Below are 18,520 nucleotides of genomic sequence, written 5' to 3' on the forward strand. Positions count from 1 at the left end.
TCTCCTGCAAGGTAGCGTTCGACTATTTTTACTTTTTCTACTGGTTCTATCTTACTCTTTCTGAACATGAAAATACCCCCATATAGGACTTTTATATTTCATTGTCCTATATGAGGGTAGCATACCAGACAACCTTCTGATCCAGATATTTACTGTTCTGGATCTCTGTGATCAGACTTCTTCCGGCCTCTCCTCCGCCGATGATCATGACTTTCTTTCTCTTTGACCATGGGAATGTACGGTTCTGTCTGCGCAGACGTATCAGTCGGTAAGATACTCTTGTTGCCCCGATCAGGATCATCAGATAAATTGTATCCAGTACATACCAGCTTCTTGGCATAACGCTCCATGTAAATAAGATGATGACAATCTTCGCTACGGCCGCCGCAAGACAGGCTGCGATCAGACTGAATACTTCTTCAATCCCTGCGTACTCCCATAAACTACTGTAGATACGGAAAAGTGAAAATATAATTAATGTTATGACTATGGTGAATGGTCCGTATTTATAGATTACTTTTAAGAATTCTTTCGGAATCTGGCTGAAATCGAACTCAAAACGTGTCAGTAATGCCAGAATTGATGCTGCGATAATACATATGATATCAAGTACGATAAGACATATTCTTCTTATCAGTAATTGATAATTTATTTCCTTTTTTTTCATACCCATTTCCCTTTTGTTAATTATTCTTAATTACTAATTATAACATACTTTTTCGGCTCATAAAATGCCAATTACTACAATTTGCCTCTTCTCATCTAATTTTCTTCTAATTCTGAAATGTTACAACAACGTCTTTCCCGTCTGCCACATTTTTAAACATACTCTTGATTACTTTCTTTGCATTCTTGTCGGATACATTGCAGACTTTATTTGTTATGTAGCGAATGATGTAGTGCAGATTCAGATGAATCTGCCACTGCGTATCCTTGCACTGCTGCTTGCTCAGCTGATGGCATCTATGGGAGTGGCATTATATATGGTCGCAGATATGGGAATCGCTCCATATGACAGTGTCGCAATTATAATCGAGAAACTGACACATCAGAAAATTCCATTCCATAAAGCAAGGATTACAATTTTCCAATTCTTGCAAGGCTCATATCCAGAACGGATACGGGCCTTTCTTTTTCACCAGTAGCTTCATCCAAACCTTCACATTGAATAATGAACCCTTCTCTTTGGAAAAAAGAAATTGGATATACAGCGATAGCCCCTTATATTTTCGGAAATCGGAAAATAAAACTCGTTCCGATACCTTCGATACTTTCGACGTGAATGGTTCCATTGTGGAGATTTACAATCCAACGCACCATAGAAAGGCCGAGTCCGGTACCGCCATTTTCTCTGGAACGGCTTTTGTCTATGCGATAGAAACGCTCCCAGATTCTGTCCAGGTGTTCCTCACTTATTCCAATACCATCATCTTTCACTTCACCGACAATCTGATCATTTTCGACCTTCAGGATAACATGGATATGTCCATTTATTTTTCCGTAATTGATGGCATTAGTTATTAAATTCATCATCATACGCAAAATCAATGTCTGGTCGCCATTCATAAATAAGTCGTCCTGCTTTTGCAGGGTAATCTCAATATTTTTTTCCTGTGCTTTTGTCTGCAGTTCTTCTATTACAAGTTCGCTTAATAATCCAAAATCCAGTTTTTCCATCAGATGCTGCTCGCCCTGTTCGTTTCTGGCGATCATTAACATTTCGTTTGTCAGCTTTGACATTCGTTTTGCCTGCCTTAAGATGACTGCAATCTCTTCCTTATTTTCCGCAGATAAGTTTTCATTTTCCAATAAGTACTCACACTGGGAAATGATAACAGCAACGGGAGTCCGCAGTTCATGGGATACGTCTGATGTGAATTGACGTTCCTTCTCAAACGAAAATTCCAAGCGCTCGAACATTTCGTTAAATTTCTCCGACAATTCGTATAATTCATCTTTTGCTTTTGGCAGAGACAATCGTTTGGAAAGATCTTTTCCATTGCTGATGTTTTCAACTTCATCGCAGATAAGATCCACCTGTCTCAATGCCCGCTTGATCATAAAATATCCGATGGCTCCAATCAGAATAATGAGTAATGGGAATACAATCAACAGCATTTTCTCGGATGTCTGCATGAAAAGTTCTATAGAATGTACGGAGGTAATTCCTCGTACCCACATTTCCTCATCATCACCGTAAGTGTAAACGCTGTCATATATCATCCATTTTCGATTTGATCCGGTTATCATTCGCGGTGTATTCGACTTGAGGATAGTTTCTTCTGGAAATTGGGTTGGAATCGTTCCATAAAGTAAGCGTCCGTTTTTGTCATAAATACAAAACATAATACCGTCATCGTAAAATTCGGTATCGCCGTCAAGATAAAAGGAATCATCCTGAAAATTAATATTTGAAGAGAAACCAGTCACTGCGGCACTGATTTCTTCTTCTGTCGCAGAAATTCCAACCTTATCCACAAAAAGAAGGACGAGAACTAAAATAGTCCCAAGAACTACGGCAATGATTCCGGTGTACCATAGCGTAATTTTTTTCTTGATCGTCAGCTGTTTCATTCGTTTTCCCTCATTACATATCCGACACCGCGAACAGTGTGGATGAGTTTTTGTTCATATTGTGCATCGATTTTTTTTCGCAAATAACGAATGTATACGTCGATCACATTGGAACCGCCTTCAAAATCAAAGTCCCACGCATTCTGTTCAATCTGCTGTCTTGTCATTACGATATTTTTGTTGCGCATAAGACATTCCAGAACCATAAATTCTTTTGCAGAAAGATCAATTTCATTTCCGGCTCTTGTAACCTTTCTTGTGTCACGATCCAGAATAAGATCTGCTATTTTTAGTTGATTGGATGTAAATTGTGGCTTTCTACGCATCATGACACGGATTCTTGCAAGCAGTTCTTCAAATGCAAATGGTTTGATCAGGTAATCATCGGCACCAAGATCCAGTCCTTTGACACGGTCCTCAATGCTGTCTTTTGCTGTCAGTAACAGAACCGGTGTATCATCTTCTCGTTGCCTTAATTCTCTTAAGATTTCATATCCATCCTTTCCCGGCAACATGATATCAAGAATAATACCATCGTAGGAAGTCATATCGATATAATCCATCGCTTCCAGACCATCCCCACAGGCATCTACACTGTAATGTTCCTTGACAAGCCTTTTTTTGACAATGTTTCTTAAATCATTTTCGTCTTCTACAATCAGTAATCTCATAATGTAATTATTATAATACCAATCATTTTCGTGTGCTAGAGTCCTTTTTTTCATTTTTTGAAATTACTATTTGTTTTAATCTTTTTTTAATCTTCCCCCTATATGATACATATAACAGCAAAAACAAAACACCCAAGAGCCGAAAGGAGAACATGTTATGAAAAAAATATTAGTAGTTTTATTATCTCTCACATTAATATTTGCTTTTACAGGATGCACTTCATCCAATAATGGAGCAGCAGAAGATGTAGAAATTAAGACACAGGAAGTTGTAACATCAAATACAGATGACGATGATGATAACATCAGTAACACAGAAAACGCAGTAGAGAATGTGAACGAAAAGGATTATGATTTCTCTTCTTATGAAAACGATGTCCGTAATATAACAAAAAGTGTAAACAATGCAAAAATATCTACAAATGCATCTGAGAATCACGAACAATTCTACGCTTTGAAAAAACAGGTAGACGCAGTCGATGACGAACTGGATAAGCTTGACGATGAATTTGAGTATGCTTACCAAATGAAAGAGATTAGCTTCGAGACATACAAAGCGAGAGAACGCGCGATTGAAAAACTGGAAGATGAACTGGAATTAGCAGAAGAAGCACTGGAAAATAAATACGGCATTGATGATTAATTCCATCTGGACTACAAGAATGTGGCAGAACTTTCTTAATTTCTAAAATCGGGTAGGAGGTAGATAATTATTTTATCTACCTGCATACCTCTGCAATCTGACTACGGCATGAATTATGAACACAGATAAATGCGACTTTTTTCTTATTCATGAAACGGACACCTCTCCTTAATACATTGGTTGTTCTTATCAGAATGAATACACTTTATAACAGGCTTTTCCATTTGTATATTGAAATTCTCTGCCACATAGTCAATTGCTGAGATTATGGCTATATAGGAATCTCTTTTACAACATCTTGGTCCACCAATGCTCCCGATTGCGTCAAGTGCCTTAGAAGTCATTTTATTAGCCAGACCCCAAGGTTCATTTTTAAGTGGAGTCGCTCCTGAGATTATTGATATAAACATTCCTGTACTAATTCCGGCGCCACAAGCACCCCAGAATCCACATACACCGCCTGGAACAGCTTTTCCTCTATTCATCATTTCAAGCAGAGCTTCCGGCAAATCAATCTCACCACCTGCATTTTTATATGCGGTAAGAAGCGCTGAACCAACCATAACATGATGCTCTGGTCCATGCATATGACAGAATGGCTGCGCCATCATTCTTCTTATAATTTCTATCGGATTCTTAGATGTTTCACTAAGACATATGTCTATAATTACACCCATTCCTTTTGTATGACATTCATTACATACATAATGACCCTGCTCACATCTAGTTTTGCTTAATTCCTTTTTATGGCATAACACACACTCCATCATTTCATCTTTTTCAAGATATATAAGTGGTGCTTTACATATAATACATTCTTCTTTCATTTCCTACCTTCCCAAAGCTTCAACAAATGAACTTGCCTCTCTTATTACTTTTTTGTTCAGAGAATAATAATGCCACTTGCCTTCCTTACGATCATTTACAATCCCACAGTCAACCAATATTTTCATGTGATGTGATAAAGTAGGCTGCGTGATATTGAATTTATCCAGAATCTTACATCCGCATTTTTCTCCGTCTGACAGCATCCGAACAATCTCCAGTCTATTTGTATCCGATAATGCTTTACATATTAGTATCATATCCTTTGCTTCCATTTTCGCTACCTCACATAGGCAATCATCTATATATCAAATTACCCTACGCATAGATGCTTGTCAATGTGTATTTATTCAATAAAGTTACCCGGCAATCATCATAGATACAAATCGAAGCCCCAACCTCCGAAAGACTGAGGCTCCTAACATCAGTTAATTACTCTTACAGTTGCCGAACGGACACATTCATTTTTTCTGCAAGCATTTCTTGTGTAAACCCATTTGCACTTCGCAGTTGTTTTATTTTTTCTCCCATTGTCATATAATGCACCTACTTCCCCAGAATTTATTTTACCACGTATTCTTCTGTTCATCTGTCACCTGCATCGTATCCGTATTTACCAGATAAAAATCTACCAATTCGGTCTCGTAATTACCGTCTGGATATACTTTTTCTAACACCAGTTCTTCGCAAGAATTACCATCCGCATCCGTCTTCGCTCCGTTGTCATACAGACAATATCTTACATTTACCGTATTACCATCTTTTGTTTCCTGCGTTTCACTGACAATACCATAGACTTCTCCTTTTGCATTCGCAGTGTAACTGAAGGCCATATTTTGAAGTGCATTATTCTCCTGAAGATAATTATAGACCGCCAGCATCGCATTCTGAATCGTCAGACCATCATGCTGTCCTTCTGCCTCATAATCTTCTACCACATCTCCGTTCTGAGTATCTTCTGTCACTGGGAAATCCTCTGTATCAGCATCCGATGATTCTTCGTTATCTTCTTCAGCATCCATTATATCCGAAGAATCCGAAGACCACCACAGACCATCCATACTCTGCATAACAAATAGATTATTGGTTCGATATCTCCGCTCGCCGCCATAATCCTCCTGCACGGTTATATACGTATATTTGCTGTCATGACCAGTCACCGTCTCCTCTCCATCCATTCCGAACACTACACTCAGACCACTCATTCCAATAATCAAAAGTGTAAATATCGCAGCAGCTCCAAAAATGATTATTAATGCCACTCTGTTTTTACCAGGCTGTATGGATAATGCCTGGCAATTGTGTCTGTACAAGCTTACGATTCCCCAGATTAAAAGAATCGCCAGACTGATTGTAATAACAGCAATCGATATTTCTGCGAAACGATATCTCACTTCATATCCCATATCACGGTTTATACCATACCACAATCCGTAAAAGAAGGTACTATATGCAAGAATCAAAGTAATGATACTGATCCGTACCGGATGCTCTTTCTTATCCGGCACTGCCTTTTTCAGTGCTTCTGCCATCTGCACTGTATCTCTCTGCTCTATCCACTCAGCAAGCTCAGTTTCTGTCGGATATACACATTTAGTATCCGGAATCCCTGCATAACGCATCTGGCTCTCTTGAAGCCCTTCTGTATCTCCTGCCACTACTGCTGTAACCACTTTCAGGTAATAATACACCTTCAACTGTGCCGGATTAAATTTATCTATACAAATATCTTCCAGCTCCTGTGTAGCCCGTTCATAATTGTCAAGAAGTATACTCATCCTTGCCATAACCAAAAGCATCTGATTCGCCACAGCAGGGTAACGTTGATATTGTTTCTCATATAAATACTGTGCATACTCATGTCGTTCTTCCGGTGTTAACCGGTAGGACTTCTTTCTACTCTGTGCCAGCATCGCGATTCGCATACCATAAGCCAATTCTAAAATCGCAATCAGCTGGCAGATAAATGCACCAAATCCCCAGATATCTGTTATACGATCCACATAGGTTACCAACACAATGCCTAGCATTGCCGGAATCACGATCAACCATTTTGCCCAATCTGATTTTCTCACACTAACACTCTCCTGAATAGTTTTTCTGAATATAGTATATTACCGCACACACCAATCAACCATAATCTGCGGAACAGTCTCGTTTGTACGGATAAAAAAATAAACTGAGCCACGGCTGTTCCAACATGAAATCAGCCGTGGCCTTATTTATATCATTTCACTCTTTTTTGAAATAGAACAACACCACAGCAACAACTCAAATCGACTTAAAATTCCAGACTATTCGCATTCAGCAAGAAATACTTCATTCCCATGATGACAAAACCTTCATCATTTCTCCAAGGCTTTTTGCTGCCATTTACAATGACGATCTTCTTGAAAGAGTCCGGGATATTACGCAGAGAATTGAACTCCTGCGTCTGTTTTTCTTCCGAAGTCATGTCATATGCAACCTGGATATAGTATCTCTGGTTTCCTTGATTCACCACAAAGTCAACCTCCAACTGCTTGCGAACACGTTTGCCCTCTTTATCCTTATCGAAGATATCCACGACACCCACATCAACATTGTAGCCACGGATCAGCAGCTCGTTATAAACAATGTTCTCCATGATATGAGTAGGCTCCTGCTGTCTGAAATTCAGACGTGCATTTCTCAGTCCCAGATCAGTAAAGTAGTATTTCAGATTTGCACCGATATACTTTCTGCCCTTAATATCGTATCGGCTTGCCTTGGAAATCAAAAAGGCATCTGTTAAATGGTCGATATGCTTGGAGATGGTTTTATTAGCATAAGTCATCTGGCGCTCACTGGCAAAGGTATTGGCAATCTTTGAAGGGTTGGTCGGTGCGCCGATTGCAGATGCAAGCAGATCAACCAGAATCCCAATCTCATCCACGTTCTGAATCTTATTTCTTTCAATAACATCCTTCAGATAGACATTTGCAAAGATATTCTTCAGATAGTCCGCTTTCTGTCGTTCGCTCTGGAAACTTACAATCTGCGGCAATCCTCCGTAGATCATGTAGTCATCCCAGGCATCATCATAATCACCGTCATAGACAGAATAAAACTCTGCAAAGGAGAGAGGGTAGATTCTAATCTCATCACCTCTGCCACGGAATTCGGTCACAATGTCGCTGGACAGGAACTTGGAATTACTTCCGGTGACATACACATCAATATTGCTCATGCGGAGCAGGCTGTTCAGCACTTCCTCAAATCGTGGCATGAACTGCACTTCATCCAAAAGGAGATAATACTTCCCGTCGTCTTTCATGGCATCCTTGATGTACTTGAAGCATACCTTGGGATCTCTTAATTCCTCGTTCTCAATACCATCCAATGCAATTTCAATAATATGATCAACATCAACGCCGTTCTCCAGTAAGTATCTCTTAAAGATGGTAAACAGCAAAAAGGATTTGCCACATCTACGAATGCCGGTAATCACCTTTATCATTCCATTATCTTTTCGCTCGATCAGCTGCTGTAGGTAAGCGTCTCTTTTAATCTCCATCATTGCACTCCCCATTTCCGTGCATCTGCACACTTTTTAGTAATGAGATTCTATCACAGAACGACCTGAATTTCAATATGTATTCCTATTTTATGTGCATCTACACACTTTTATGTAATGTTGATAAATATATTTTCAGATTTTTTTGATTGCAGTGTCTATAATCGACTACTCCAATCGTTATTATAAGTAGACAACAAAAAGAAGATGGTTCCGATGTTTCATTAAATATGTTCGTTAGTCTTTTACGCAAAGGATTCTATCTCCTCTGCGCCCTAATGCTTTTCGGATTCAGTTCAACAAACTTGAAGTTGTAGGTTTCTTTACTATTATATCTTTAAAATTCGTTTTGCTTTCGCATTAACAAATTGGATAATCGGGCCTGAAATGATAACTGTAATGATTGTGCATATGCCAAACTTCCCGCCAAGCAAAACACCTATTATCACAACCAGAATATCTAATGCTATTCGAACAATTTTAACTTGCCAGTTGTTCTTTTCTGCCAAGGCAAAAGTAACTGCTTCATAAGAGCCACGACCAAGTGAGGCAGACGCATATAGTCCGGTCCCGACAGCAAACAAAATAACACCCAGCAACATGATAAAGAAGTTGAACCATCGATATGTACTGTAGACATGGCAGGTGGCAAATACATCCACACAGGTGCTGTATACAATTTGATATAGCACCGTCCCAATATGGATTTGACTTTTATCGTAAATTAATGCAAACAAAATCATCCCCACTGCTACAACAAAAGATGCCATACCGATGCTCAAGTGAAACGTTTCAGCGATACCCTGCCATAGCACTGCGAGCGTGGCGCCACCAAATCCTGCATACAGTGCAAGTGTAATGCCATAGGCTGCAACAATGGAACCTATCACAATAATTATCAATTTCTTTAATAAGTCCCGCAATAGCAATGATTCCCTTTTGTGCTTATCAAACATCATAATTCCTCTATTCTACAAATTCCAATTTCTATTTTTGTTTCCATAGCATGGTGTATTCTTTTTCACCAGTAGCTTCATCCAAACCTTCACATTGAACAATGAACCCTTCATCTGAATTTAAAGCTTCACTTATTGATTCATTTGAAGCTTTATTTGTATTATTATTCCGATACTTATTTCTTATATCGTTACGAATTGTTTTTCCACTAAAATTACACTATTTTTTCACTAACCAAGTAATTCTATTGCTCCAACGGCTGTTTTGTCAAATTATATATCAAATTGAATCCACCTTATCAATCGGCCATAATTTTCTGAGTGCCGCATAAGAAATCAAAAAGTTTGCGAGCCATCCAGCCGGTACACCAAGCCAGACAAATGCAATACCAAAACGAGGGGCACAGATTAAGGCAACTGACAATCTTATTGCAAGATTTACCATATTTGCAATAAGAAATGGCCGCATGATTCCAAGCCCACGAAGGACTCCATCTGTTGCCATCTTGATACCCATGAAAATGAAAAAGTAGCCTAGCCATCTCATATAATCCCCTGATACCTGATAAGCTAAAGCAGTTCCGTCTTTTCCTAAGAATAACGAAGAAATTTGCGTATGCAATGTCTCAATAACTATAAAAGCAAGAACTGCAAAACATAAATCTAACATCAGTGCAGCATGATATCCTTTTTTGATACGTTCGTTTTTCTTTGCACCAAGATTTTGGGAAACATACGGTGAAACTGCATTTCCAATAGATATAAATATCAGTGAAAATACATTCTCTACTCTCATCGTTGCCGAATAACCCGCTAGTGCCTGTGTACCAAATGGATTTACAACCGCCTGTACAATCATCATCCCAATTGACACTGTAGACTGCTGAAGAACCGAAGGTACAGCAATTCGAAGCATTGAACGTAACTCCTTCCCGTCAAACCAGCTAAAGTGACTTTTATATCTGCGCATCCGACTAAAGAAAATCAAAAGTGAAAATACTGCAGAAATTCCTTGTGCAATAAGAGTCGCAAGAGCTGCACCAAACACACCAAGACCAAGTCCAGCCACCATCCAAAGGTCCATAAATATATTTAAAACCGAAGAAAATAATAAAAGACCTAACGGAATCTTTGATTCGCCGATTGAAGTGAACATCGTTGAAAGGATATTGTACATAAACAGAAACGGAAATCCCACAAAATAAACTCGAAGGTACAGTACCGCTTCATCCAATATATCAGCAGGTGTCTGTAATAAACTCATCATTGGATGGGAAAAGCAAAATCCAAACAGACCCAGAAGTATACTTAGAATCAGAAAACTAATTAATGATGTCGACACAATCGTTTTCATTTTGCTATAATCCCGGGCACCAAAATAACGGCTTACAAGAACCCCTGCACCTACACCTGCACCCAATGCTACACAAATGAATACATTCGTAAGTGCGGCACAGGCACCAACTGCAGCAAGTGCAGATGAGCCAACAAACTGACCAACAATAATAGAATCAGCCATATTATATATTTGTTGAAAAAAACTGCCTAGAATCATAGGCATTGCAAAAACAGTCAGCGCTTTAAGAGGCACATCTGTAATTAAATATTCATCTTTTGACATTGTCTTATTCTCCTTCTATAGAGATTTATTTTATATCTTCAAAACACAAAATGCAAATGCCAATGGGAAAAGTACTTCCAAAACCATCCGAAAATTAGGTACGTTAGAAGAACAGGGCTTCATGCCGGTATATGAACGTCAGGAAATCACTGATGATCTCCATGAAACCTGCGGATTCATAACGGACTATCAATTCATAACAAAACGGAAAATGAAAGGAATTCAGAAAGAAAGTAAGCGGAGATAAAACATTACTATATTTCGTGTATGCAGATAAAAGTGCCACACCCCTTGTATTTACAGGGATTGTGGCACTTTTTTAACCAACCAACTGTCAAAGATGAGAGTATAAAGCATATCTTGTATAAAAACAAGTTGAAAGATCTTTTATGCATTTTATTCTCTTATATCACTAAAATTCTGTGATTACTTAAATTCTACAACAACCTTTCTTTCACCGGCCACATTTTCAAACATGCCCTTGATCACTTTCTTTGCATTCTCATCTGCATTATCAAGGAAACCATATTCATCGGATTCGGCCTTTTTCTTTGCCTTTTCTTCCGCTTCTGCGACAACTTCTATCACAGCTTCTTTATCAATACTCATGATTGCAAAATTCGTGTCATAGATTTTCAGATCACTGGATTTGATCTTGATTGAATCTTCGTTGATCGTACAATGTGGGATAGTGATTCTGATCTCATCATCTGTTTCTTTAATCTTCGCCTTTTTCACATCCAGTCAAGCAGTAACCGTTGTCTTATACTGCACCAGGAATTTGTTCTTGTTGATCAGCGGGATATTACCCTTTTTGCTTTTGAATACATCTGAGATGATCATCTTCTGGGTAGTCAGTTCCGCCGCATCTTCAAGCGTGGTTTCCAGTGGAATACTTTCTTCTTTTGGGCTGGTAATATACTTGTATGCGGATATCGAGCCGACACTGATTACGACGGCAAGAATTACCGCAACGATTACTTTCCATTTGGTCTTCATAGGATTCGCCTCTCTTCTTTTGTATTGCCTTATATCTTGTGTTACTTTATATCATATCACATTATCTTTTCTTCCGGATATCTATTCCATATAATCCAGTTCGAATATTGCAATCTTCTCTCTTGGATCTTCTCCCGGGAACAGATCCATACATACGATCTCATCTGTGAACATCAGCTCCTCCACCGTCATCAGATACGATATATACTCATCTGACGGATAATAGAAGAATAACTGAATCCGTCTCGGCTCTGCATAATAAGATTCTAATATCCTTGCCATCACTTTTCTTAATATCTCCACCGAAAACGGATTAAAAAAGTACATACAGTCTGCCGTCTCCGGTACTGCAAATTCTTCCGCATTCGCAAGTTCTATCTCCACTCTTCCGGACGATACCGCATCTTTTTTATTCTCTGCTGCTTTCTCATAGATTCGCTCATCATATTCGATTCCGATAGACTTACATCTTGTCTGATATGACAGGAAGAAGTCTACTCTTCCTTTTCCACAGCCATAATCAAGCAGTATATTCCCCTTACGGATATATCCTGCATTTGCCAGCCTTTCCAGCACAGAATAAGGCGTCGGTTCGTAAGGGTAGCGATACTGGTCTGCATGAGTGTCATCTCGTCCCATCGTCCGAATATTCAAAAGCTTGTCCCATCTTGATTCGTTCTTATCTTCTTTCATCTTTTTTTATCGCCTTCTGCTCTTTCACTTCTTTTATTTTTATCACGCTTCATCCTCCGTTTTCAACCGCTTTTCCACAAGTCTGGTAAATGATTCTGCAAATCTTCTGTCATCTTCGTCTGTCCTTTTTGACGGACCTTTCAGATGATGCTTCTTCTTCGCATTTCTCGCTTTCTTCGCGAGATGTCTTTCCATCAGCATACGATCAATATTCTCATTCGTATACCATTTGCCATTCTGATGGATTCCATATGCTCCCTTTCCAAGAATCATCGCTGCGACACCATAATCCTGTGTTACCACGATATCACCTTTATGGCAGAGACTGACCAGCTTAAAGTCCACAGCATCTGCTCCGGCTCCTACCGTCACTACCTCACTGTAATCCGAATATAACACATGATTCGTATCACACAGAAGAGTTACCGGAATCTCATATTCTTTTGCGATCTGTTCAACGATGGCTACCACCGGACAGGCATCGGCATCCACATATATCTTCATAATACTTTTCCTCAAATACTTGTTAACAGAAAAACGCCACACATGTGACGTTTTTCCCTATTTATCTATTATCTACAGAACCTTCCATTGGCATCTTCTTGGCAATTATCTATCATTACGAACTAGAATGATCTCACCTTCGGTCTGTAGCGCATATCAGATACTGTATACACCGTTACAAATGCTTCCGGATCTTTCTGGACAATATAGTTCATGAGTTTCTGATATTCACTCTTATCTACAATCGTAATAATCTCTCTGTACTTCTGCATATTATAAGCACCCATCGCTTCATAGAATGTCGCTCCACTGTGCAGCTCATGTAAAATAAACTGTCGTACCTCTTCTTCGTATTTTGTAATAATGCAGACTCGTCTTTTTACATTCTGTCCAAAGATGAAATGATCCAGCACAATACCATTAAAATATGTGCCAAGCACACTTAACACTACCGCTTTTTTATCAAAGATCAAAGCAGACGAAAGTGCCACACACATTCCTGAAATTGACATAGCTTTGCCCAGTTCGATGTGAAGATACTTGTTCATGATCTTCGCTACGATATCCAGTCCACCGGATGACGCATTCATGTTGAATAAAATGCTAAGACCAATACTTACCACCAGAATATAACATAACACATCCAGCTCACTGCTGTTCGTCAGTGATTCAAAATCCGGAAATACATGTTCAAATACCGCCAGATACACTGGCAGCAAGATACTCGTATATACCGTCTTCGCCCCAAATTCTTTCCCGCAAGTTACAAATCCGATCAGCAATAAGACCACATTCAGGATCATCGTAACCGTTGACACATGCAATGGTACATAATGTGCGATAATAATCGCCAGTGCAGATATACTGCTGATCGAAGTCTGACTCGGAATCAGGAAGAAATACACTGCCGCGGCGATAATCCCCACTGCTATCGTCATGACGGCGGTTTCTTTTAACGTGTCTGATGTGAAACCTTTTTTCTTTTGTTTGTTCATTTTTTATTCCCCACTTTTGTAAATAGTTTTATCAATATTTATATTATATCTCTAATGTATCCTCGTAATAATTATTCTTTTTTCATCATATACATTTTTTTCCTTCCTGCTCCAGTCCGTATGACAGTCCCCTCATCAACCAGCTTTTTAAGTGCTGATTCTACTGAAGAACTTCCAAGGCTAGGGCAGGCAACCAATGCATCATGTTTTGAAAACTTTCCAAGCGTGTTTTCCGAATATGTCTTTACAATATCATATATATTCATCATTTAGTCCTACAAATCCTTGTATCATTTTATCTGCTTCAAACACATAAACTTCGGATTGTGACAGCATTTCTTTTACTAATTCATAATTACTTTTCCAATATTGATTGGAAATAAAATAATGTGCTTTCAGATTTGTCTTTAACCATATGTCAGCGACTCTATCGATATCTCCGTTCAGCAACTTTCTAATCATAACAAATATTCTCCACAACTACATCCTTTATGCTTTTCTCTTTTTTCCATTCTATCACAAGCTCACCATTAATTATCAATTTTTTGATATTTTTTCTTTTCCCCCACTGTAAAACAGCCTCTGAGCGTTTCGTTATATAGAGGGATACAAATAAGGGCAAGATCCACCCATGTTTAACAGTAATGTCGTTTGCCATCCTGTTCTCCTATGGGATTTATCTTGATGGGGATTTCCCCATACCCTCTCAATAACAGACGTTTCACTTGTCTGTTGGTTCCACCTAAAGGTGTTCACAGCACTATTTCTAATATCGGAAGGGACAGCCGATATTGAAATACGTGAACTCCCGGCGGGAGGAATAGTCTCAGCGGAAGGAGGAGTATGAGAACAAAAACAAAAATATCTTCTTAGTGCAGCTTATCTCGCCAAGAAACTGAACTACAAACTACTATTCCATCTTCATAAGAAGAGATTCCATCATGTGAAAACTGTTCTGGATACTCTATATCACTAAGTTTCTCGTTTACATAATTATTAAAATTACGATATCTATTCTGTTCATTAAATTGTCCTGATTTCATCGAATTATATATTTCTTCAAGAATACAATATTTTTCATCTTCATACACCCAACAATAGTATTTTTGATTTTTTACAGACTCACATTGATATACCTGATTTAATGAATCCACATACGAAATAAATGCTTGATAATACATAAAGCATTCTTTATCAAAATTAATTTCTAAGTTAACTTCTCCCTTTCCTTCTGGATCCACATCATGTATATTCCATACTTTATCTATACCAGAGTATGCGTCAAAACATGAACAAATTACATGTTTGCTATCTTTTTGTGGGTAATACATCTGGTTTGTTGATGTATCCTTAATTGAACCCACATTATTTAATTGTACTTTTGCATGCTCGATTGTCTTTTTCCTAACATTCTTATTACAAGTCCCCTTACTTTCAAATAAAAATACTTTTTTTTGCCCATCAACTCCGATCCAATCTGGTGCCATTTTTCCATTCACCAACGTTCCTTTAAAACTCTTATCTGTAAAATGATATAATTTGTTAATGTTATATATTTCATTTGCAATAATTCTTGTTGCTAACATACCCATGGCAAAAGAAATTACATTTTTATATGAAGTTTCCGCAAATTCATACTCATCTGAAATTACATAAAACCCTTTTTCCTTTTTTACTGCCATTCTACACATTGATGAATAAAATTTTCTTGCATCTCGAGAAATCAGTTTTTTTCCGTAAAATCCATTTAAAATAGCATATTTACTAAAATCTCCTCTTGAAACGTTAAATGATCTATGTTTGGTTGCATTAGGATTTTTTGAATAATCATTCTCTGAATCAAAATATTCATAATTCACACTTTCCATCTATTTTCCTTCTCCTTATCAGATGTAAATTTTTTTGATATCATTTTATTAACTTATCATTTTTCTTCATTCTATCACAGCATCTATTCTTCCGCCATCAGTCTTTCAAACCAGCTATCCAATAGCAATGATAAATTGGCCTACATCTGGCAATTCTTGCAGCATTTCGTCCAGAGTTTTCTGTTTCACATATTTCTGCACATACACCCAACAGGCAAGTACTCTATGGAGCAATCACTCCGGAAGTACCGGCTTCCATCCTTCAGTTACATAATGATGTAACAATCGTTGCTGATGAAGCTGCACTGAGTGAGATTGATAAATAATATCTACTGGACACCGGACATTGCAGTGTAACTTATGAAACGCATTTAGCTTTTGTTAAAAAAGGGAAGCTGTGATACACATCCATATACCACAACTTCCCTATATTTTCATCTTCATTTAATTTTAATCAATTGTCCATTTAAGCAGCTGTTCTTTCACCTTTTCAAATATCTGCATTACAACTACTAACACAATTACCATAAAGATAAATCCAACCCAGGTATGCAAGATGATACACTCTACAATATGACGGATAATACAGAATACCAGGCCAATCTGTTTGCTGCCGATCTGCTGATTGAAGATGAGGAAATCGAAGATATGGTTCAGAACGAGGACCTGGATTATTTCGGACTCTGCAGTTCATTGAATGCGACTCCGGAACTAATGAGCTTTAAATTATACAGCCTGACAAAACGAGGCCAGGCTTATCATATGCCGATGGAGATTCAGAGCAATTTCCTGGCGAAATAAAGTAAATAAAGATCCTGTTCTATATATCATAGTATGAACAGGATCTTTTTATAATGATTTATTTTCTATCTAAAATTTTATTAAACCGACTAAAGACTCCATAGTTTGTGTGTTTGACTTACTGTTTATATCTATCTTCTCCTAAATATTTTTCTAGTCATTGCAATATAAAATTGCTTATACAGTCTCTCCCTTAAGAGTCCTGGTATTCTGGATAATATACAGAGCGACCGATATGACCATCATTATAGCGCACAAACCAATCAACAGATCTGATACCATAGGTGTAATGTGGAACCATATAATATGCACCGCTGCAGTTCCATATAATAAAAAGGTTACTATCTTTCCATGCCAGTCTGCACCGTGTACTTTTCCTGTCTTTCGTATCACAAGACATCCACTGACTGCCATATACAGCTCCTTACCTGCCATTATTACGATTAAAAGAAGCATATGCGGAAACCGAGTAAACAGACAGATTAACATCGCTGCCTGTGTCAGCTTATCGGCCACCGGATCAAGTATTTTTCCCAAATTACTAATCATATGGAATCTTCTTGCGATATATCCATCAGCAAGATCCGTAAGACCAGACAGCAATAAGATTTCTCCAGCTAACAGAGGATTTTTCTTTACACAATAGCTCCATATAATTACCGGAATCAGGCAAAGCCGAAAAAAAGAAAGAAGATTAGGAACCGTAATAATTCTATTCAAATTTTCTTCCTGATTCACTTCACTCTGCATGTACGGTCGCCTCACTTTCCTTTTTTTTTGACATAAACCAATAAAATATAACACAAAATGCTAATGCAAACACAACACCAAAAACATTTTGAATCACTCTAAGACTAACCGCTCCTTGTAGCCCATAAGTCTCTGCAGCAATGGCTAAAGCACCAAATGTGTTAAATACTGCCTGCCAGCCATATTGTGCTGAAAGTCCTACACCGATTCCACCAAGAATTCCTATATATGCATAGATTGACGAAGGAAGCAGAAAATATAATACTGTAAAACATATAACACCTGCAATATTTCCGACAATCCTTTTACGGACTCTGTAGTGCATATCTTCCATAAATGGCAAAATCGCGGACATGGCCGCAATACCAGCCCACATTGCACGTGGCATATTACAAAGTTCTGCAATGCAAAGGACAATCGGTACGCATAAAATCTGACATATCTGCCATTTTGTTCTGGAAGAAGTGATATCAAATTCTTGTATCAGATCTTTCAGATTTCTTTTATAAGTTCTGTTTTTATGATTTCGATAAAATACGAAGCAGGTAAGTGCTGCACCTAAAGCCATTCCGACTAATCGCATCTGATAGCTTTTTCCCGTAACATCATAACCATATAGCAGCAGATACCCAAGAACCAATGTAGATTGATTAAACATGAATGGATTATGGCATCCGAACAGAATCAACACAGCCAGTGCCGCAATATTTAACAGCATTCCCAATACCGGTGAAAACTGATTTGCTAAATGCGGACATACAGTCATAATTACAAAGAACAAAGCCAAAAGCATCGTAGATTGTCCGGTGTGGATCCCCAGATCCGCATTCCGAAATACCATAAGGCATAATAAAACTACTACACCCACAATACTATTCTCATTTCCAAATAAGATACTGAAAATAGTAACAAATAAAAAACAAAATGCCATTGTAACAGCTATCTTTACCAAATATACCAGTATATGATATGATTTTTCTTTCACTGTTTCACTCTTTTTCAACAGATTTTTAGAACCTGCCTGATTTAACTGCAATTCCTGATAAAATGTCATGTAATTCCTCCTCTATCTGTTTTTCTTAAAC

General features: G+C 38.1%; 23 protein-coding genes and 3 pseudogenes. 4 read left to right on the forward strand and 22 right to left on the reverse strand.

The window, feature by feature from the left end; genetic code table 11:
• Positions 1-106: 106 nt before the first annotated feature.
• Entirely contained in the window at positions 107-667 is a 561-nt protein-coding gene (locus tag NCY30_RS05720) for a nucleoside-diphosphate sugar epimerase/dehydratase (protein WP_250818541.1), read from the reverse strand.
• A gap of 244 nt (positions 668-911) precedes the next feature.
• Between NCY30_RS05720 and NCY30_RS05725 the strand changes: the two genes are divergently transcribed.
• Complete coding sequence (locus NCY30_RS05725; RefSeq protein WP_250818542.1) at positions 912-1,145, forward strand: hypothetical protein; 234 nt, start codon at positions 912-914, stop codon at positions 1,143-1,145.
• Positions 1,146-1,221: 76 nt separating this feature from the next.
• Here the strand turns inward: NCY30_RS05725 and NCY30_RS05730 are convergent, their stop codons facing one another.
• Both NCY30_RS05730 and NCY30_RS05735 read right to left on the reverse strand, forming a co-directional pair.
• Complete coding sequence (locus tag NCY30_RS05730; protein ID WP_250818543.1) at positions 1,222-2,574, reverse strand: sensor histidine kinase; 1,353 nt, start codon at positions 2,572-2,574, stop codon at positions 1,222-1,224.
• Positions 2,571-3,245, reverse strand: a complete 675-nt coding sequence (locus NCY30_RS05735) for a response regulator transcription factor (protein ID WP_107001140.1) — start codon at positions 3,243-3,245, stop codon at positions 2,571-2,573. Before NCY30_RS05735 ends, NCY30_RS05730 begins: the two co-directional genes overlap by 4 nt.
• Positions 3,246-3,402: 157 nt before the next feature.
• Here NCY30_RS05735 and NCY30_RS05740 point away from each other — a divergent pair, with 157 nt between their 5' ends.
• On the forward strand, positions 3,403-3,888 hold the full coding sequence (locus NCY30_RS05740) for an entericidin EcnA/B family protein (protein WP_250818544.1): 486 nt from the start codon (positions 3,403-3,405) through the stop codon (positions 3,886-3,888).
• Positions 3,889-4,031: 143 nt separating this feature from the next.
• Here NCY30_RS05740 and NCY30_RS05745 read toward each other — a convergent pair whose 3' ends face one another.
• From NCY30_RS05745 to NCY30_RS05825, 17 genes and pseudogenes are all read right to left on the reverse strand, one after another.
• Positions 4,032-4,715: a DUF5714 domain-containing protein gene (locus tag NCY30_RS05745; protein ID WP_055057108.1), complete on the reverse strand. Its 684-nt coding sequence runs from the start codon at positions 4,713-4,715 to the stop codon at positions 4,032-4,034.
• 3 nt (positions 4,716-4,718) lie between these two features.
• Positions 4,719-4,988: an ArsR/SmtB family transcription factor gene (locus NCY30_RS05750; protein ID WP_055182615.1), complete on the reverse strand. Its 270-nt coding sequence runs from the start codon at positions 4,986-4,988 to the stop codon at positions 4,719-4,721.
• 163 nt (positions 4,989-5,151) lie between these two features.
• Positions 5,152-5,250: a helix-turn-helix domain-containing protein gene (locus NCY30_RS15325; protein ID WP_306799764.1), complete on the reverse strand. Its 99-nt coding sequence runs from the start codon at positions 5,248-5,250 to the stop codon at positions 5,152-5,154.
• 29 nt (positions 5,251-5,279) lie between these two features.
• Positions 5,280-6,788 (reverse strand): hypothetical protein, encoded by a 1,509-nt coding sequence (locus NCY30_RS05760; protein ID WP_250818545.1) that lies wholly within the window; start codon positions 6,786-6,788, stop codon positions 5,280-5,282.
• Positions 6,789-6,994: 206 nt separating this feature from the next.
• Positions 6,995-8,248 (reverse strand): ATP-binding protein, encoded by a 1,254-nt coding sequence (locus tag NCY30_RS05765; protein ID WP_055057105.1) that lies wholly within the window; start codon positions 8,246-8,248, stop codon positions 6,995-6,997.
• Between the two features lie 329 nt (positions 8,249-8,577).
• A complete protein-coding gene (locus NCY30_RS05770) occupies positions 8,578-9,207 on the reverse strand; it encodes a YczE/YyaS/YitT family protein (protein ID WP_005608570.1) in 630 nt (209 codons plus the stop codon).
• Positions 9,208-9,235: 28 nt separating this feature from the next.
• A pseudogene (locus NCY30_RS15330) lies at positions 9,236-9,319 on the reverse strand (GNAT family N-acetyltransferase); the annotation flags it as partial.
• 165 nt (positions 9,320-9,484) lie between these two features.
• On the reverse strand, positions 9,485-10,825 hold the full coding sequence (locus NCY30_RS05775) for an MATE family efflux transporter (RefSeq protein WP_250818546.1): 1,341 nt from the start codon (positions 10,823-10,825) through the stop codon (positions 9,485-9,487).
• A 426-nt stretch (positions 10,826-11,251) separates the two neighbouring features.
• Positions 11,252-11,563 carry a DUF4230 domain-containing protein gene (locus NCY30_RS05785; protein WP_250818547.1) on the reverse strand — a complete coding sequence of 104 codons (312 nt, stop codon included), beginning with the start codon at positions 11,561-11,563 and terminating at the stop codon, positions 11,252-11,254.
• Positions 11,564-11,569: 6 nt separating this feature from the next.
• Positions 11,570-11,824: a hypothetical protein gene (locus NCY30_RS05790; RefSeq protein ID WP_250818548.1), complete on the reverse strand. Its 255-nt coding sequence runs from the start codon at positions 11,822-11,824 to the stop codon at positions 11,570-11,572.
• Positions 11,825-11,905: 81 nt separating this feature from the next.
• On the reverse strand, positions 11,906-12,517 hold the full coding sequence (locus NCY30_RS05795; protein ID WP_055182195.1) for an SAM-dependent methyltransferase: 612 nt from the start codon (positions 12,515-12,517) through the stop codon (positions 11,906-11,908).
• A gap of 42 nt (positions 12,518-12,559) precedes the next feature.
• Complete coding sequence (locus NCY30_RS05800) at positions 12,560-13,021, reverse strand: YaiI/YqxD family protein (protein ID WP_006427164.1); 462 nt, start codon at positions 13,019-13,021, stop codon at positions 12,560-12,562.
• A gap of 122 nt (positions 13,022-13,143) precedes the next feature.
• Positions 13,144-14,016, reverse strand: coding sequence for a YitT family protein (locus NCY30_RS05805; protein ID WP_173787437.1), 873 nt, complete (start codon positions 14,014-14,016; stop codon positions 13,144-13,146).
• Positions 14,017-14,087: 71 nt separating this feature from the next.
• Positions 14,088-14,285: a hypothetical protein gene (locus tag NCY30_RS05810; protein ID WP_006427161.1), complete on the reverse strand. Its 198-nt coding sequence runs from the start codon at positions 14,283-14,285 to the stop codon at positions 14,088-14,090.
• Positions 14,272-14,478, reverse strand: a pseudogene (locus NCY30_RS05815) (GNAT family N-acetyltransferase); the annotation flags it as partial. The gene NCY30_RS05810 and the pseudogene NCY30_RS05815, both read right to left, overlap by 14 nt.
• Positions 14,471-14,674 carry a hypothetical protein gene (locus NCY30_RS05820; RefSeq protein WP_006427157.1) on the reverse strand — a complete coding sequence of 68 codons (204 nt, stop codon included), beginning with the start codon at positions 14,672-14,674 and terminating at the stop codon, positions 14,471-14,473. The pseudogene NCY30_RS05815 and the gene NCY30_RS05820, both read right to left, overlap by 8 nt.
• Positions 14,675-14,885: 211 nt before the next feature.
• Positions 14,886-15,884, reverse strand: coding sequence for a hypothetical protein (locus NCY30_RS05825; protein ID WP_250818549.1), 999 nt, complete (start codon positions 15,882-15,884; stop codon positions 14,886-14,888).
• A 227-nt stretch (positions 15,885-16,111) separates the two neighbouring features.
• Here NCY30_RS05825 and NCY30_RS15335 point away from each other — a divergent pair.
• Positions 16,112-16,210 (forward strand): annotated as a pseudogene (locus NCY30_RS15335) (glucosamine-6-phosphate deaminase); the annotation flags it as partial.
• Positions 16,211-16,457: 247 nt separating this feature from the next.
• Positions 16,458-16,685, forward strand: a complete 228-nt coding sequence (locus tag NCY30_RS05835) for an ImmA/IrrE family metallo-endopeptidase (RefSeq protein ID WP_242853941.1) — start codon at positions 16,458-16,460, stop codon at positions 16,683-16,685.
• A gap of 177 nt (positions 16,686-16,862) precedes the next feature.
• On the opposite strand, the gene NCY30_RS05840 is transcribed toward NCY30_RS05835, so the two are convergent.
• Positions 16,863-17,435 carry a CDP-alcohol phosphatidyltransferase family protein gene (locus NCY30_RS05840; RefSeq protein WP_006427153.1) on the reverse strand — a complete coding sequence of 191 codons (573 nt, stop codon included), beginning with the start codon at positions 17,433-17,435 and terminating at the stop codon, positions 16,863-16,865.
• Positions 17,425-18,489 (reverse strand): FUSC family protein, encoded by a 1,065-nt coding sequence (locus NCY30_RS05845; RefSeq protein ID WP_005360242.1) that lies wholly within the window; start codon positions 18,487-18,489, stop codon positions 17,425-17,427. Before NCY30_RS05845 ends, NCY30_RS05840 begins: the two co-directional genes overlap by 11 nt.
• Between the last annotated feature and the right edge of the window lie 31 nt (positions 18,490-18,520).

Origin of the sequence: Dorea sp. MB18-49 (genome assembly GCF_023669465.1) — a bacterium.
In the GTDB taxonomy this organism is placed as follows: domain Bacteria; phylum Bacillota; class Clostridia; order Lachnospirales; family Lachnospiraceae; genus Dorea_A; species Dorea_A longicatena.

Coding starts and splice junctions, on each gene's coding strand:
- NCY30_RS05720 (WP_250818541.1), bottom strand. CDS start 667: ATGAAAAAAAAGGAAATAAATTATCAATTACTGATAAGAAGAATATGT.
- NCY30_RS05725 (WP_250818542.1), top strand. CDS start 912: ATGAATCTGCCACTGCGTATCCTTGCACTGCTGCTTGCTCAGCTGATG.
- NCY30_RS05730 (WP_250818543.1), bottom strand. CDS start 2,574: ATGAAACAGCTGACGATCAAGAAAAAAATTACGCTATGGTACACCGGA.
- NCY30_RS05735 (WP_107001140.1), bottom strand. CDS start 3,245: ATGAGATTACTGATTGTAGAAGACGAAAATGATTTAAGAAACATTGTC.
- NCY30_RS05740 (WP_250818544.1), top strand. CDS start 3,403: ATGAAAAAAATATTAGTAGTTTTATTATCTCTCACATTAATATTTGCT.
- NCY30_RS05745 (WP_055057108.1), bottom strand. CDS start 4,715: ATGAAAGAAGAATGTATTATATGTAAAGCACCACTTATATATCTTGAA.
- NCY30_RS05750 (WP_055182615.1), bottom strand. CDS start 4,988: ATGGAAGCAAAGGATATGATACTAATATGTAAAGCATTATCGGATACA.
- NCY30_RS15325 (WP_306799764.1), bottom strand. CDS start 5,250: ATGACAATGGGAGAAAAAATAAAACAACTGCGAAGTGCAAATGGGTTT.
- NCY30_RS05765 (WP_055057105.1), bottom strand. CDS start 8,248: ATGGAGATTAAAAGAGACGCTTACCTACAGCAGCTGATCGAGCGAAAA.
- NCY30_RS05770 (WP_005608570.1), bottom strand. CDS start 9,207: ATGATGTTTGATAAGCACAAAAGGGAATCATTGCTATTGCGGGACTTA.
- NCY30_RS05775 (WP_250818546.1), bottom strand. CDS start 10,825: ATGTCAAAAGATGAATATTTAATTACAGATGTGCCTCTTAAAGCGCTG.
- NCY30_RS05790 (WP_250818548.1), bottom strand. CDS start 11,824: ATGAAGACCAAATGGAAAGTAATCGTTGCGGTAATTCTTGCCGTCGTA.
- NCY30_RS05795 (WP_055182195.1), bottom strand. CDS start 12,517: ATGAAAGAAGATAAGAACGAATCAAGATGGGACAAGCTTTTGAATATT.
- NCY30_RS05800 (WP_006427164.1), bottom strand. CDS start 13,021: ATGAAGATATATGTGGATGCCGATGCCTGTCCGGTGGTAGCCATCGTT.
- NCY30_RS05805 (WP_173787437.1), bottom strand. CDS start 14,016: ATGAACAAACAAAAGAAAAAAGGTTTCACATCAGACACGTTAAAAGAA.
- NCY30_RS05810 (WP_006427161.1), bottom strand. CDS start 14,285: ATGATGAATATATATGATATTGTAAAGACATATTCGGAAAACACGCTT.
- NCY30_RS05820 (WP_006427157.1), bottom strand. CDS start 14,674: ATGGCAAACGACATTACTGTTAAACATGGGTGGATCTTGCCCTTATTT.
- NCY30_RS05825 (WP_250818549.1), bottom strand. CDS start 15,884: ATGGAAAGTGTGAATTATGAATATTTTGATTCAGAGAATGATTATTCA.
- NCY30_RS05835 (WP_242853941.1), top strand. CDS start 16,458: ATGACGGATAATACAGAATACCAGGCCAATCTGTTTGCTGCCGATCTG.
- NCY30_RS05840 (WP_006427153.1), bottom strand. CDS start 17,435: ATGCAGAGTGAAGTGAATCAGGAAGAAAATTTGAATAGAATTATTACG.
- NCY30_RS05845 (WP_005360242.1), bottom strand. CDS start 18,489: ATGACATTTTATCAGGAATTGCAGTTAAATCAGGCAGGTTCTAAAAAT.